General features: G+C 70.5%; 15 protein-coding genes. 8 read left to right on the top strand and 7 right to left on the bottom strand.

What is annotated here, in order from left to right; translation table 11 throughout:
- Positions 1-10: 10 nt before the first annotated feature.
- Genes BLT25_RS00975 through BLT25_RS00995 form a run of 5 tightly spaced genes read left to right on the top strand, consistent with a single transcriptional unit; the run spans position 11 to position 3102 of the window.
- Complete coding sequence (locus BLT25_RS00975) at positions 11-652, top strand: maleylpyruvate isomerase family mycothiol-dependent enzyme (RefSeq protein ID WP_091041052.1); 642 nt, start codon at positions 11-13, stop codon at positions 650-652.
- 20 nt (positions 653-672) lie between these two features.
- Positions 673-1518 carry a GNAT family N-acetyltransferase gene (locus BLT25_RS00980; protein WP_091041053.1) on the top strand — a complete coding sequence of 282 codons (846 nt, stop codon included), beginning with the start codon at positions 673-675 and terminating at the stop codon, positions 1516-1518.
- A 25-nt stretch (positions 1519-1543) separates the two neighbouring features.
- The gene (locus BLT25_RS00985; RefSeq protein ID WP_091041055.1) at positions 1544-2092 is read left to right on the top strand and encodes an ASCH domain-containing protein; all 549 of its coding nucleotides are present in this window, start codon (positions 1544-1546) and stop codon (positions 2090-2092) included.
- Positions 2093-2115: 23 nt separating this feature from the next.
- Positions 2116-2478 (top strand): MmcQ/YjbR family DNA-binding protein, encoded by a 363-nt coding sequence (locus BLT25_RS00990; RefSeq protein ID WP_091041057.1) that lies wholly within the window; start codon positions 2116-2118, stop codon positions 2476-2478.
- Between the two features lie 9 nt (positions 2479-2487).
- Positions 2488-3102 (top strand): acVLRF1 family peptidyl-tRNA hydrolase, encoded by a 615-nt coding sequence (locus tag BLT25_RS00995; protein ID WP_091041058.1) that lies wholly within the window; start codon positions 2488-2490, stop codon positions 3100-3102.
- Positions 3103-3106: 4 nt separating this feature from the next.
- Here BLT25_RS00995 and BLT25_RS01000 read toward each other — a convergent pair whose 3' ends face one another.
- On the bottom strand, positions 3107-3547 hold the full coding sequence (locus BLT25_RS01000) for a hypothetical protein (RefSeq protein WP_091041060.1): 441 nt from the start codon (positions 3545-3547) through the stop codon (positions 3107-3109).
- A 114-nt stretch (positions 3548-3661) separates the two neighbouring features.
- On the opposite strand from BLT25_RS01000, the gene BLT25_RS01005 reads away from it, so the two are divergent.
- Positions 3662-4579 (top strand): phosphotransferase, encoded by a 918-nt coding sequence (locus BLT25_RS01005; RefSeq protein WP_091041061.1) that lies wholly within the window; start codon positions 3662-3664, stop codon positions 4577-4579.
- A 140-nt stretch (positions 4580-4719) separates the two neighbouring features.
- Here the strand turns inward: BLT25_RS01005 and BLT25_RS01010 are convergent, their stop codons facing one another.
- On the bottom strand, positions 4720-5676 hold the full coding sequence (locus BLT25_RS01010; protein WP_091042350.1) for a KPN_02809 family neutral zinc metallopeptidase: 957 nt from the start codon (positions 5674-5676) through the stop codon (positions 4720-4722).
- A 63-nt stretch (positions 5677-5739) separates the two neighbouring features.
- Between BLT25_RS01010 and BLT25_RS01015 the strand changes: the two genes are divergently transcribed.
- Positions 5740-7338 (top strand): ABC-F family ATP-binding cassette domain-containing protein, encoded by a 1599-nt coding sequence (locus BLT25_RS01015; protein ID WP_091042352.1) that lies wholly within the window; start codon positions 5740-5742, stop codon positions 7336-7338.
- 26 nt (positions 7339-7364) lie between these two features.
- Here the strand turns inward: BLT25_RS01015 and BLT25_RS01020 are convergent, their stop codons facing one another.
- From BLT25_RS01020 to BLT25_RS01040, 5 genes are read right to left on the bottom strand one after another with little or no spacing between them, the layout of a single operon-like run.
- On the bottom strand, positions 7365-8597 hold the full coding sequence (locus BLT25_RS01020; protein WP_091041063.1) for a cytochrome P450 family protein: 1233 nt from the start codon (positions 8595-8597) through the stop codon (positions 7365-7367).
- Positions 8598-8628: 31 nt separating this feature from the next.
- Positions 8629-9216 (bottom strand): GTP-binding protein, encoded by a 588-nt coding sequence (locus BLT25_RS01025; RefSeq protein ID WP_091041064.1) that lies wholly within the window; start codon positions 9214-9216, stop codon positions 8629-8631.
- On the bottom strand, positions 9197-9556 hold the full coding sequence (locus BLT25_RS01030) for a DUF742 domain-containing protein (RefSeq protein WP_091041066.1): 360 nt from the start codon (positions 9554-9556) through the stop codon (positions 9197-9199). The genes BLT25_RS01025 and BLT25_RS01030 overlap by 20 nt, the downstream gene beginning before the upstream one ends.
- Positions 9557-9570: 14 nt before the next feature.
- Positions 9571-9957, bottom strand: coding sequence for a roadblock/LC7 domain-containing protein (locus BLT25_RS01035; protein ID WP_091041067.1), 387 nt, complete (start codon positions 9955-9957; stop codon positions 9571-9573).
- Entirely contained in the window at positions 9947-11512 is a 1566-nt protein-coding gene (locus BLT25_RS01040; protein WP_091041069.1) for an ATP-binding protein, read from the bottom strand. Before BLT25_RS01040 ends, BLT25_RS01035 begins: the two co-directional genes overlap by 11 nt.
- A gap of 230 nt (positions 11513-11742) precedes the next feature.
- On the opposite strand from BLT25_RS01040, the gene BLT25_RS01045 reads away from it, so the two are divergent.
- The gene (locus BLT25_RS01045) at positions 11743-13626 is read left to right on the top strand and encodes an ABC transporter ATP-binding protein (protein ID WP_091041071.1); all 1884 of its coding nucleotides are present in this window, start codon (positions 11743-11745) and stop codon (positions 13624-13626) included.
- The last annotated feature ends 9 nt before the right edge of the window (positions 13627-13635 follow it).

The raw sequence follows: 13635 nt of genomic DNA on the forward strand, positions 1-13635 counted from the left end.
CGATGGAGGCATGGACGTAGCCGCCCGCACTGCCGCCAACCGCCGCCTGCTCGCCGACTTCTTCGACGGCCTCGACGAGTCCCAGCTGGAGACGCAGAGCCTCTGCTCGGCCTGGACGGTGAGGGAGGTGCTGGGTCACAGCGCGATGCCGTTCTCGGTCGGGATCGGCCGGCTGCTGTGGCGCACGATGCTGGCCCGCGGCTCCATCGACCGGGCCTCCGCCGCGATCGCCGAGGAGCAGGCGCGGCGGCCGGTCGCCGAGCTGTCCGGGCTGCTGAGGACGTACGCCACCAAGCGGGTGCCGGCGCCCGGGGTCGGTCCGATGGGGCAGTTCACCGACCACTGCATCCATCTGCGCGACTGCGCCCGGCCGCTCGGCCTCGACACCGACGTCCCGCTCGAGGACTGGCGCGCGGTGCTCGACTGGCTGCCGACCAAACAGGCCTCGCTCGGGGTGGTCCCGGCCGGACGACTCGACGGGCTTGCGCTGCGTGCGACCGACCAGGACTGGTCCTGGACGGCGGCCGATGGCTCGGTCGTGGAGGTCGCCGGTCCCAGCGAGGCCCTGGCGCTGGCGCTCTCCGGCCGGTCGGTCGCGCTGGCGGATCTCGACGGACCCGGGGTGGCGACGTTGCGGAAGCGGATCGGTTGACCCGGGTAGGCTCCGCGGACGTGGAGGCTCCTGGTCGGATCTGGTTCGGGTACATCGCCGCGGTGGGGATCGCGGTGATCGGGCTGATCACCCTCGACCCGCTGGCGTTCGGCCTGGCCGTCGCCGTGCTGGTCGCGACGGTGTTGGGGGAGTGGTACCGCGGTCGGCAGATCGCGCTCGCTGCCGCCGCGCAGGACGCCGACCTTCCCGAGCTCGTCTCCCGGTGGGCCCGGGGCTGGGCCTACGCGCGGGGCTTCCCGCGGCCTGCGACGTTGCCCGGCGGCGTACGCGTCGAGGTGGGACAGCCCGGGCGCCAGGTCGAGTGGGTGGCGACCGACGACGCGGACACGCTCGCCGGGCTCGTCGACACCGCTCGGGCCACACCCGAGGCATGGCTGTCGGTCGTGGCCGAGTCGCCCGAGGGCGTACGTCCCTGGTTCGTCGAGGCCGGGCTGGTCACCGACGACGGCGAGGAGGCACTGATGTCGATCGACCTCGCCGACCAGGCGTCCCGCGAGCTCCCGGAGGGCTACCGCGCCGAGGTGGAGCGCGACGGCGGTGTCATCACGGTGACGGTGCGCTCGGGTGAGGCTGCAGCCGCGGACGGAACGATCGCCGTCATCGGCACCGACGCCGTCGCCGACCGCATCCGGACCGACCCCGACCATCGGCGCCGCGGGCTTGGCGGCGCGGTGATGACTCTGCTCGTCGCCGCCGCACGCGAGGCCGGTGCGGGCCACGGCCTCCTGGTCGCCAGCGCGATGGGTGAGCCGCTCTACGCCGACCTCGGCTGGCGTGCCGAGGCTCGCCTGGTGACCGCGCGGTCACCCGCGCCGCACACCTCCGTCGAGTCCCAGCACGGCTAGCGCGAACTGTGATTGAGTGTCGCCTATGAGCGACGACGCTGCGGTCCCCGCGCCTGATGCCCCTGCCACCGAGACCCAGCAGGAAGTTGATGTCGCCGCGTTCTGGGAGGACGTGAAGCACCACGCTCACCTCAGCGCCGCGCCGGGCTACTTCGGTGCGTCGCCGCTGGAGGCGCTGCAGCCGCCGGCCTGGGCCTTCGGAGGTACGCCGGAACAGTCCAACGAGCTCCTCGAGCTCGTGCTCGAGGGTGTGAAGACCGCGACCGCCTCGGCGATGTGGGACTACGAGGCCGCAGAGGAGCCGATCCCGACCGTCGGCACGCTCGGCATCGTCCTCGACGGCGCCGGCCATCCGCGAGCGCTGGTCGTCACCACCGCGGTCGACGTGGTCCCGTTCGACGAGGTCTCCGCCGAGCACGCCCGGGCCGAGGGCGAGGGCGACGGCTCCCTCGACCATTGGCGCGAGGTCCACGAGCGGTTCTTCACCGAAGAGGCCGGCCACGACCGGGGTTTCGCCGACGACATGCCGGTCGTCCTCGAGCGCTTCGAGCTCGTCTGGCCGAAGCCGGACTGACCCGAGAGGTCGGATGCTGGGCCATGACACCGACTGAGCTGACCGAGCGGGTGCGGGGGATCTGCCTCGGGTTCCCGGAGAGTGCCGAGAAGGTCACTCATGGGTCGCCCGGCTTCTTCGTGAAGAAGCAGTTCGTGATGCTGTGGCCGCAGGGACATCACGGGCGGGACGAGCCGCATCTGTGGGCGGCCGCGGCGGCGGGAGTGCAGGCCGAGGTCGTCGGTGACGATCCCGAGCGCTTCTTCGTGCCTCCCTACGTCGGGGGTCGCGGCTGGGTGGGCATGCGGCTCGACGGTGACGTCGACTGGGGTGAGGTCGCCGAGATCTGCGAGGACGCCTATCGCCACATCGCGCCGCCTCGGCTGCTGAGCGGCCCGGACCGGTAGCGTACGGACATGCCCAACGTCGCCGTCCCGGTCGCTCGGATCCAGCGCTGGGTCGACAACTTCGCCGGGCGCCACGGCCAGACCCGGCTCGCGGTCGACTCCGGTGCGCTGACCGGTGCCGCGGCCGACGGCTCCTCGTTCATCGCGGCGCTGCCGTTCGAGAAGACGTACGCCGGGCCGGCCGAGGTCGAGGCGTTCATCGCCGCCTCGGCGGCCCCGCGGGAGTGGGGCCTGCTGCTGGTGCGCAAGGGCGGCTTCGCGATCGCGCGGATGAGCGGCGGCGAGATCGCCGACCACAAGATCGGGCGCCGACACGTCCAGGGCAAGACCAAGGCGGGTGGCTGGAGCCAGCAGCGCTTCGCCCGCCGCCGGGCCAACCAGGCCAGCGCTGCGTACGAGGCGGCGGCCGAGCACGCCGCCCGGATCCTCGACGGGCTGCGTGGCCCGCTCGTGACCGGCGGCGACCACGGCGGGGTCGATGACGTGCTCGAGGATCGGCGGCTTCAGTCGCTCACGGTCACCGGACCCTGGCTGGCCGTGCAGGACCCCAACCGCGCGGTGCTCGATCAGGCGATTGAGGAGGCTCAGAAGGTGCGGATCGAGGTCCTCAACGCCGACAGCTGATGCCTCAGGGGAGCTGCCAGACTCCGGGTGAGCCCTTGATCATCAGACCGTCGGTCAGCAGCGTCTGGCGGGCGCGTCGCGCCGCGTAGCGCCAGCGGAGCTCGCCTTCCGGGGTGGTCTCGAAGTCTCCGGGCAGGAGGCTGTCGGCCAGCTGGCTCTCGAGCTCGTCGAGGACGTCGTCGGCGGACATCGAGCCGCCGGCGGTCTCGAGGATCTCGAGGATGAGCGGCGCGAAGGCGGCCGGCGGAGTCCACTTGCGGGGAGCCGACTTGGTGACGACCTTCGGCGCGGCGGCCGTCGTGCTCGTGGTGGTCTTGCGCACCCGGGTTGTCGGCTTCGCTGCCCTCTTCGCGGGCGGAGCCGGGGCGGGCGGGGCCGGGGGCCGCCCATGGATGCACTGTGACTTCGGCAGGTCACACAGCTCGCAGTAGTCAGTCTCGGACATCGGCTCAACCATATCGGCCCCAGGATCAAAGTCAGTATCCCGTCATCGCATATGTCATCGCATCCCGGCGGCGAGTGCCGTTGCGACCTGCGCAGATGCGCTACTTTGGCAAGCATGTGGCAGCCCGACCCAGGGTGGCTCGCCCTCCCCGGCGGCACCGGACCCTCCACGCTGGGGGTCTGGCGCACCGCCGTGGGCGAGGAGCAGGAGCCGGTCGTGGTCAAGCGGCTCGGGCAGCCGGGGACGTACGATCCGGCCGAGCTGGGCCGCCGGCGCCACTTCGCCTACTGGCGGCGCGCGGCCGACGTCGCCACCTCGGGTCTCGTCGACGACACCCCGGGCTTGATCGGCGCACGTACGAGCGTCGCCGAGGACGACGAGGGCATCACCCTGACCACCGACTGGGTCGAGGACGCCGCCAACTCCGGGCTCTTCGCCGCGCTCTCGATGGGCCGCTTCGCCGGCGCGGACCTGGGCGAGGCGCGCTGGCTGGCGCGCGACCAGTTCCGCGACCGGATCGCGCGGGTGGAGTACAACGGCGGCTGGCCGACCATGACGCGTACGACCGCCGCGGACATCGCCCACACCCTCTGGGAGCGGCGTGGGCGCTTCACCAACCTCCTCGACGAGCTGCCTCAGGTCGCCCAGCACGGCGACCCGGCGCCGCAGAACCTCCTCGGCCGCACCGACGACGGCGAGCGGCTGATCGCGATCGACTGGTCGAGCCTGGGCCACGGCCCCGTCGGTGGTGACCTCGGGCTCTATCTGCTGCACGCCCGGGAGTCGTTCGAGCCGCTGCTGGAGGCGTACGTCCTGGGGCTGCCCGCCGGCGTCGCGACCCGTGAGGAGGTGAGGCTCGGTGCGCAGATCAGTGCGGTCTACACCGCGCTGAGCCGCGCCGAGTGGGCGCTGAGCCGGATCACGCCGGGGGAGGGCCCGCTGCTCGCCAAGTTCCGCCACCCGGCGGTCGCTCCCCACCTGCGGAACCTGCAGCGTCAGGCGCCGCTGGTGGAGGCGCTGCTCGAGATGTGACGGTTGTCGCTGGTCGAGCCGCGAGGCCGCCTGCGGCCGAGCGTGTCGAGACCAACACAGTCGAGTCGAGTGCGATGGGACCGTGTTGGTCTCGACACGGATTCGCTCGTTCCTCACGAAACCGGCTCGACCGGCGAGGTCTAAGGGTTATCGAGATCCCGAGCCTTGAACGTGTCGCAGCCGGCGATCGAGTCGGGGGTGGTCAGGCCCTTCCTGAACCAGGCGATCCGCTGCTCGGAGGAGCCGTGGGTGTACTGCGAGGTGTCGACGCGGCCGGTCGTGCGGGACTGGATGTGGTCGTCGCCGACGGTCTTGGCGGCGCTGATGCCTTCCTCGATGTCCTGGTCGGTGATGTCCTCGACGAAGCCGTCGTCCTCGGCGGCCGCGGTCCACATGCCAGCGTAGCAGTCGGCCTGCAGCTCCAGGCGTACGGCGTCGGACTCCGGACCCTGCTGGGTGCGGACCTGGCCCATGGTGCCGAGCAGGTTCTGGATGTGGTGGCCGTACTCGTGGGCGAGCACGTAGGCGCGTACGAAGGTGGTGTCCTGCCCGCCGAGCTGCTCGAAGATCGAGTCGAAGAACGTCGGGTCGAGGTAGATCGTCTGGTCGGCCGGGCAGTAGAACGGGCCCACGGAGCTCGACGCCGAGCCGCAGCCACCGGTCTGGACCTGGTCGGAGAAGATCACGACCGCCTGCTCCGGCTGGAACCGGCCGGAGAGGTCGGGCTGGGAGTCCCAGTAGCCGGTCATCGAGTTCTCGAGGGCGACGAAGGCGCAGTTCTCGTCGTTGTTGGCGTCCTCGCCGGTCCGGCACGACCCGAAGTCGCCGGTCTCGCCGCCGTCGGCTGCTTGCAGACCGCCGAAGGTGCCGGTGCCGACCGACGTCGAACTCCCGCTGTCGCCGAGGACCTGCGGCCCGACGCCCATGCACTGGGTGACGAGGAAGAAGACCAGGAGCAGGATGACGGTGCCGATGCCGCCGCTCGCCTTGCCTCCGGGGATCGGGATCCGGCCGCCACCGCCACCACCGAACCCGCCACCGCCGCCCCCGCCGGAGGTCCGGCTGGTGTCGAGTCTGGCCTTCGGGTTGAACCGCATCTTGTCCCCCTGGAGGTGGTGATGTGTGGGACCGAGTGCCCCGCCCATACACTAGTGACGGAGATGATCACTGCCCATGACCTAGAAGTCCGCGTCGGCGCCAGACTTTTGATGGAGAACGTCACATTCCGAGTCGGACCCGGCGACAAGGTCGGGCTCGTAGGCCGCAACGGCGCTGGGAAGACGACCCTGACGAAGGTGCTCGCCGGCGACCATCTGCCTGCCTCAGGGACGGTGTCCAACACCGGTGAGATCGGCTATCTGCCCCAGGACCCACGGGTCGGCGACCCCGAGGTGATCGCGAAGGACCGGATCCTGTCCGCGCGCGGGCTCGACGATGCCGTACGTCGCATGCGGATCGCCGAGGAGGAGATGGGGTCGGAGGACCCGAACGTGCGCGAGAAGGCGATGAAGCGCTACCAGCGCGCCCACGACGAGCTCGACGCCGGCGGTGGCTACGCGGCCGAGACCGAGGCCCTGCAGATCGCCCAGTCGCTCGGCATCCCCGACCGGATCATGACCCAGCCGCTCAAGACCCTCTCCGGCGGCCAGCGCCGCCGGGTCGAGCTGGCGCGGATCCTCTTCTCCAGCGCCGAGGTGCTGATCCTCGACGAGCCGACCAACCACCTCGACGCCGACTCGATCATCTGGCTGCGCGACTGGATGAAGTCCTACAAGGGCGGCTTCATCGTGATCTCCCACGACAACGACCTGCTCGCCCAGACGGTCAACAAGGTCTTCCACCTCGACGGCAACCGTGAGGTGATCGACATCTACAACATGCCGTGGAAGCAGTACCTGACCCAGCGCGAGACCGACGAGGCCCGGCGCAAGCGCGAGCTGATGAACGCGCAGAACAAGGCCAAGACGCTCACCGACCAGGCCAACAAGATGCGCGCCAAGGCCACCAAAGCGACCGCCGCGCAGAGCATGCTCAAGCGTGCCGAGAAGATCATGGCGGGCGTCGAGGGGGAGCGGCAGCAGGAGAAGGTCGCCGCGATCAAGTTCCCCTCGCCGGCGCCGTCCGGAAAGACTCCGCTGACCGCCCACGACCTCTCGAAGTCGTACGGCGGCCTGGAGGTCTTCACCGCGGTCGACCTGGCCATCGACAAGGGGACCCGGGTGGTCATCCTCGGTCTCAACGGCGCCGGGAAGACCACGATGCTCCGCATTCTGGCCGGCGTCGACGCCTCCGACACCGGCGAGGTCGTGCCGGGGCACGGGCTCAAGATCGGCTACTACGCCCAGGAGCACGAGACCCTCGACACCAAGCGGTCGGTGCTGGAGAACATGCAGTCCTCGGCGCCGCAGCTGACCGACACCGAGGCCCGCACCGTGCTGGGTGCGTTCCTCTTCTCCGGCGACGACGTTCACAAGCCCGCCGGGGTGCTCTCCGGTGGCGAGAAGACCCGGCTGGCGCTGGCCTCCCTGGTCGTCTCCAAGGCCAACGTGCTCCTGCTCGACGAGCCCACCAACAACCTCGACCCGGCCTCCCGCGAGGAGGTGCTCAACGCTATCCGCCGCTACGAGGGCGCGATCGTGCTGGTCACCCACGACGAGGGCGCCGTGCACGCGCTCGAGCCCGACAAGGTGCTCATCCTCCCCGACGGCGTCGAGGACCTGTGGAACGAGGAGTACGCCGACCTGGTCTCGCTCGCCTGACCTGCTGGAGCTACGAGCTCCGGCGTTCAGGTCAGGGTGCGGACGAACGTCACCGGCATCGAGGTCGGGTAGCGGTAGGAGAGCGAGTCGGTGTTGCGCTCGACCTGGTCGGCGGGCACCGCGAGGGAGACCTCGGGGAGGCGCTCCAGCACGGTGCGTACGGCTGCCTGCACGATGATCGTGCCTGGCCGCTGGGCGGGGCAGGAGTGGGGGCCGGCGCTCCACGACATGTGGGCGCGGTTGCCGATCTCCAGCCACGGGTCGCCGCCGGTCATCATCGGGTCGACGTTGGCCGCCGCGATGCACGGCACCACCGCGTCGCCCTTGCGGATCAGCTGACCGCCGAGCTCGACGTCGCGCAGCGCGAACCGAGGGGTGATGTTGTAGCACGGTGGGTCGCGCCACATGACCTCCTCGATCGCCTGGTCGACGTCGAGGCGACCGCCGCGCAGCCGGCCGGCGAAACGCTCGTCGGAGAGCATCAGCAGCAGGGTCTGGGTGATGGTCGCGATGGTCAGCTCGTTGCCGGCGATGATCATCACGATCATCGCCTCCATGACCTCGTTGTCGTCCCACAGGCCGGGGTCGTCGATCAGGTGCGAGGTCAGGTCGTCCTGGGGGTCCCGGCGTCGCTTGGCGATGTGGTCGACGATCTCGACGGCGAGCTCGATGACGCCCTCCTGGGCGAGCTGGCCGCCGCCGAGAACCTTGTGGGCCGCCTTGCGCATCGAGTCGCCGACCTCGTGACCCATGCCGAACATCGCGGCGACCGAGAGCAACGGGATCAGCACGGCGTAGTCCTGGACCAGGTCGGCCTCGCCGCGCTCGAGCATGTCGTCGACGAGGTCGTTGCAGATGCTGCGTACCTTCGCGGCGTAGCCGTGCTCGTCGACCCGCGAGAGGGCCCGGTCGACGGGCGAGCGCAGCCGCCGGCGGAGCTCGCCGTCGTTGTGGAAGGAGTTCTGCCGGGTGGTCACGAAGGGGTAGATCGGCATGTCCGGCAGGATCTTGCCCTCCTGCACCGCGCTCCAGTTGTCGCCGTTGCGGGAGAAGACCTCTTCGTTGCGGATGACCTCGCTGAACTCGGCGTAGCCCATCGCGAACCAGACGCGTACGCCGGGGGAGAGCTCGCCCGGAGCCACCGGACCCCACTCGGCGCGGAGCCGGTCGTGCACCTCACGAGCCTGCGGGCCGACGGTGTCGGGCGCCTGGATCAGGTCGGTGAGGTCGGCGAGACGTACGGTGCGGGTGGGAGCCATCGCGGGTGCCTGTTCGGGTCGTGTGATCGGGTCAGTGCGTCTTCAGCGCGTGGCGCACGAGCGCGGCGAGCGCACGGACGCAGGCGTTGCGGTTCTTGGCGTTGCACACGACGATCGGGGTCTCGTCATCGAGGTCGAGCGCCGTGCGGATCTGGTCGGGCTCGTAGTTCGGCGCCCCGGGGAACTGGTTGATCGCGACCACGAACGGCAGGGACGTACGCGTCTCCAGCTGGTCCAGCACCTCGAAGGAGTCCTCGATGCGGCGGGTGTCGACCAGGACCAGGGCACCGGCGGCACCCTCGGCGAGGCCGGACCACAGGTCCCAGAAGCGGCGCTGCCCGGGGGTGCCGAACAGGTAGAGCGCGATCTCGTCGGTCAGGGTGATTCGGCCGAAGTCCATCGCGACCGTGGTCGTCGTCTTCTCCGGGGTCGCCGCGACCTCGTCGATCCCCTCGCTGGCCTGGGTGATCGACTCCTCGGTGCGCAGCGGCTCGATCTCGCTGACCGAGCCGATCAGGGTGGTCTTGCCGACCCCGAAGGAGCCGACCACCAAGATCTTGACCGACTCGACGACCGTCGGTGCCAGGTAGTGGTCGTCGTCAGAGGTGGTTGAGAGCATGCAGGACCTTCTGGAGGGTTTCACGGGAGGGGCCGGCGGCGGTGTCGCTGTCGGGGCGTACGCCGATCAGGCCGGCGTCGATCATGTCCGAGGCGATCACCGCCAAGACGCTGACCGGCTGGCCGAGATGGACGGCCATCTCGGCCATGGAGATCACGCCGAGACACTGGGAGAGGACCTCGCGCTCCTGGCGGCCCACCTCCGCGGGGGCCGCGGCCGGGCTGGTGTGGCCGAGCAGCAGCGTCGCCGGCGTCAGCCGGTGGGTCGGGCGGGCACGACCGCCCGTCCGGACGTAGGACCGGATCGGGTGGTCGACGTAGTCGTCAGCGGCGTCGGGCATCGGCTCGGATCTGCTCAGACCGAACGTCTCGGGGTGCTCATCGCGCGCTCCCCGATCATCAGGACGGTCGCCTGCATCTGCTGGGCGACCAGCGCCGGGTCGATGCTCATCTCGGTGACCACCGCGAGGCGGGAGCCGTCGCCGGCGCCACGGATGAACAGGAAGCCGCCGTTGAACTCGACCATCACCTGACGGGGGTGGGCGTCGGCGCCGAACTGGCGGCTGATCCCGTGGCCGAGCGAGGTCAGCCCGGCGCACGCGGCGGCCAGCTTGTCGGCCTCCTCGCGCGGGGTGTGGCTCGTGCGGACCCGGACGAGCCCGTCGGCGGAGAGGACCACGACATGACGTACGCCGCGTACTCCCGCGACCAGCTCCAGCATCCAGCTGTTCTCATCGGTCATGGTTCCTCCAGTGGTTCTCGGGTGCGGAATCGGTCTCCGCGGCGGTGCGGCCATGCGTGGGGTCAACGGCCTGGTGTGGGATCGTGGTGCCGGCGGCTGGGGTGGGCGGCGAGCTGAGGAAGCTGCTCATCCATGCGCCGGCCTGCTCGGCGGTCGGCTCCGGGCTTGTGGGGAGCGGCTGGCTCACGGCTTGCTGGTTCCCGGTCGCGAAGCGCTGGCCGCGCTTCGAGCGGCGCTGCGGCAGGCCGTCGGAGGTGAACAGCGACGGCTGGCGTTGTTCGGGCCGCTCGTGGTCGGGGACCGGATCGGGTGCCTTCGCGGCGGTGTAGACCGGCCAGGCCGGCGCCGTCGCGGCGGGCGATGCCTTCGGGGCCCTCGCCAAGAGTGCGGCGGGCACGGGCGTCGAGGTCGGAGTACGCGGCGCGACCACCTCGGCCGAGGCCGAGGTCGGCGACGCGGTCAACGACGCGGTCATCGACTCCGGGACGAGGACGGCGACCCGCAGGCCACCGTGGACGGACTCGGTCAGATCGACGCGGAAGCCGTGGCGGCGTACGTAGGTGCCGACCACCGCGAGGCCGGTCTGTGGGATCTCACCGAGGTCGTGCAGGCGAACCTGCCGGGTGCCCGAGGCGATCTCGCGCATCCAGGCCAGGTTGGTCTCGTCCATGCCGACGCCTGCGTCGTCGATCTCGAGGGCAGCGCCGCGGCGTACGGAACGGATCGTGACCAGCACCTCCGTCGCAGGCGGCGAGGACTGGGTCGCGTTGGCGAGGAGCTCGGCGAGGAGGTGGATCAGCGGTTCGACGTACGCACCCTGGACCGCCACCGGCGGGTCGCCCTCCACCCGGACCCGGCGGTAGGCGGTGATCCTGCCAGCCGCGCCGCGTACGACGTCGGCGATCGCGAGCGGGTCGCGCCAGTGCTGCCCGGGCTGCTCCCCGCACAGCGTGGCGATGCTCTGCGCCAGCCGCGCCTGCTGCGCCGCCGCGTGGTCGACCCGCATCCCCGCCTCGAGCACATCCGGCTCGGCCGGGAACTTCGCCACCATCCGCGTCGACTCCTCCTGGATCCGGTGTGCCGACGCCTGCACCTTGCGAGACAGCGACAGCACCGCCACCCGCATCCCGGCATCCCCGCCCCGCCCAGCCGTTCCAGCCGAGACGTCAGGCACGTCGGCCGAAAGGTCAGGTACGTCGGCCGAGACGTCGCTTGCGTCGGTCGAGGTGTCATCGGGTGCCGCCTCGGCCGACGTAAGCGACGCCTCGGCCGTCGGGGCCGACGCCTCGGCCGTTGGGGCTGACGCCTCGGCCGTTGGGGCTGACGCCTCGGCCGGCGGGGCTGACGCCTCGGCGGGGGTGGTGTCGTAGGCCATCGCGGTGAGCCAGAGGGTGAGGGCGACGACGGGTACGCCGGCGATGATCCAGGGCCAGAACCACTGATCACCGGAGGTGGTGACGAAGATGACGGGGGAGAGTGCGACGAAGAGGAGGATCGCCGTACTGCAGAACCATGGACCGGCTCGGTGGAGTCGGGCCGGGAGTGGTCGGGTCATGTCAGGGCACCTGGTGTGGGGGTGAACAGTCAGGGCATGAACCCGCGGGTTCAGGGCGGTCTGGACGAATCCTGATCCAGTCCCCGGAGACCGGCGCACACACGCGCTCCACTTCATATCACCAACAGAGCGCTTGGTCACCCACCACACGTGATTTTGACCATAATTCGACGGTGCATCCTCGACGCGGCCGAATCCGCCCGGACGACTAAGGTGACGGAGTGTCACAAATGGGTCCAGGCTTCGGTGCGAGCGGCGGGGCGATGGGCGGCGGCGGAATCATGCGCAACCTGCGTGCCGACCGGACGGTTCTCCAGCGCGGGCTGCCGAAGGGCACGCTGAAACGCGTCGTCTCCTACGCCAGGCCTCACCGGGTCCTGATCAGCGCGTTCTTGGTGTTCACAGTCTTCGACGCCGCGCTCGTCGTGGTGACGCCGCTGCTGACCCAGCGCCTCATCGACGACGGTGTGCTCCAGCAGAACGTCTCGCTGGTGGTCTGGCTGGCCCTTGCGATGGCGTTGGTGGCCGTGGTCGACATGGGATTCGGGATCGTCTCGGGCTGGCTCTCGACCCGCATCGGCGAGGGACTCATCTTCGACCTGCGCACCCAGGTCTTCGGCCACGTGCAACGCCAGTCGCTGGCCTTCTTCACCCGGGCCCAGACCGGCGCACTGGTGAGCCGCCTGAACACCGACGTGCTGGGCGCGCAGCGGGCCTTCACCTCGACCCTGTCCAACAGCGTCTCCAACCTGATCTCCCTCGTCGTGGTCGGCGCGGCGATGCTGGTGCTGTCGTGGCAGGTGACGCTGATGTGCGTCGCGCTGTTCCCGATCCTGTTCCTGACCTCGCGCTGGGTCGGCCGTCGCCTGGCCGGCCTGACCCGCGAGCAGATGGACGGCAACGCGGCGCTGGCGACGACGATGACCGAGCGGTTCAACGTGGGCGGCGCGCTGTTGCTCAAGCTCTTCGGCCGCCGCGAGGAGGAGGATGCCGCCTTCGCCCTGCGAGCCGATGTCGTACGCCGCCTGGGCATCCGGATCGCGCTGCTGACCCGGCTGTTCGGGGCGACCATGCAGGTGGTCCCGGCGCTGGCGACCGCGCTGGTCTACGGCGTCGGCGGCTGGATGGTGATCCAGGGCGACGTCACGCTCGGCACCCTGACTGCGCTCGGTCTGTTGCTGGTGAGGCTGCTGGGGCCGTTGCAGGCGCTCTCCAACGTACGCATCGACGTGATGACCGCGCTGGTCAGCTTCGACCGCGTCTTCGAGGTCCTCGACCTGCCTTCGCTGATCAAGGAGAAGCCCGACGCGGTCGAGGTGCCGGCTGACGCCGCGTCGGTGCGGTTCCGCCATGTGGCCTTCACCTACCCGCGCGCCGACGAGGTCTCGCTCGCCTCTCTGGAGACGATCGCGCGCCCGGAGAGCCGGGAGGTGCGCGAGGTGCTCTCCGACATCGACTTCGCGGCCGAACCGGGGGAGATGGTCGCCCTGGTCGGCCCCTCCGGCGCCGGCAAGTCGACGATCACCCACCTGATCGCGCGGCTCTACGACGTACGCTCCGGATCGGTCGAGGTCGGCGGGCTCGACGTGCGCGAGGTGACCCTGGAGTCGCTCGAGGCCGCGGTCGGCTACGTCACCCAGGACGCCCACATGTTCCACGACACGGTGCGCGGCAACCTGCTCTACGCCCGCCCCGGCGCCTCCGACGACGAGGTCTGGGCCGCCCTGGAAGCCGCCCAGGTCGCCGCCGTCATCAAGGGTCTCCCGGATGGCCTCGACACCGTCGTCGGCGACCGCGGCTACCGCCTCTCCGGTGGCGAGCGCCAGCGGCTCGCGATCGCCAGGCTGCTGCTGAAGGCGCCCCACATCGTGGTGCTCGACGAGGCCACCGCCCACCTCGACTCAGAGTCCGAGGCCGCGGTCCAGACCGCTCTGGACGCCGCGCTGGAGGGGCGTACATCCATCGTCATCGCCCACCGGCTCTCCACCATCCGCGCCGCCGACCGCATCCTCGTCATCGAGTCCGGACGAGTCATCGAATCCGGCACGCACGAGTCCCTGCTCGCAGCCGGCGGGCTCTACGCGGAGCTCTACGAGACGCAGTTCCGCCGGTAGGCGGCCAGC

The organism is Nocardioides sp. YR527, assembly GCF_900101045.1.
Classification (GTDB): domain Bacteria; phylum Actinomycetota; class Actinomycetes; order Propionibacteriales; family Nocardioidaceae; genus Nocardioides.

Coding starts and splice junctions, on each gene's coding strand:
- BLT25_RS00975 (WP_091041052.1), top strand. CDS start 11: ATGGACGTAGCCGCCCGCACTGCCGCCAACCGCCGCCTGCTCGCCGAC.
- BLT25_RS00985 (WP_091041055.1), top strand. CDS start 1,544: ATGAGCGACGACGCTGCGGTCCCCGCGCCTGATGCCCCTGCCACCGAG.
- BLT25_RS00990 (WP_091041057.1), top strand. CDS start 2,116: ATGACACCGACTGAGCTGACCGAGCGGGTGCGGGGGATCTGCCTCGGG.
- BLT25_RS00995 (WP_091041058.1), top strand. CDS start 2,488: ATGCCCAACGTCGCCGTCCCGGTCGCTCGGATCCAGCGCTGGGTCGAC.
- BLT25_RS01000 (WP_091041060.1), bottom strand. CDS start 3,547: ATGTCCGAGACTGACTACTGCGAGCTGTGTGACCTGCCGAAGTCACAG.
- BLT25_RS01005 (WP_091041061.1), top strand. CDS start 3,662: ATGTGGCAGCCCGACCCAGGGTGGCTCGCCCTCCCCGGCGGCACCGGA.
- BLT25_RS01010 (WP_091042350.1), bottom strand. CDS start 5,676: ATGCGGTTCAACCCGAAGGCCAGACTCGACACCAGCCGGACCTCCGGC.
- BLT25_RS01015 (WP_091042352.1), top strand. CDS start 5,740: ATGATCACTGCCCATGACCTAGAAGTCCGCGTCGGCGCCAGACTTTTG.
- BLT25_RS01020 (WP_091041063.1), bottom strand. CDS start 8,597: ATGGCTCCCACCCGCACCGTACGTCTCGCCGACCTCACCGACCTGATC.
- BLT25_RS01025 (WP_091041064.1), bottom strand. CDS start 9,216: ATGCTCTCAACCACCTCTGACGACGACCACTACCTGGCACCGACGGTC.
- BLT25_RS01030 (WP_091041066.1), bottom strand. CDS start 9,556: ATGCCCGACGCCGCTGACGACTACGTCGACCACCCGATCCGGTCCTAC.
- BLT25_RS01035 (WP_091041067.1), bottom strand. CDS start 9,957: ATGACCGATGAGAACAGCTGGATGCTGGAGCTGGTCGCGGGAGTACGC.
- BLT25_RS01040 (WP_091041069.1), bottom strand. CDS start 11,512: ATGACCCGACCACTCCCGGCCCGACTCCACCGAGCCGGTCCATGGTTC.
- BLT25_RS01045 (WP_091041071.1), top strand. CDS start 11,743: ATGGGTCCAGGCTTCGGTGCGAGCGGCGGGGCGATGGGCGGCGGCGGA.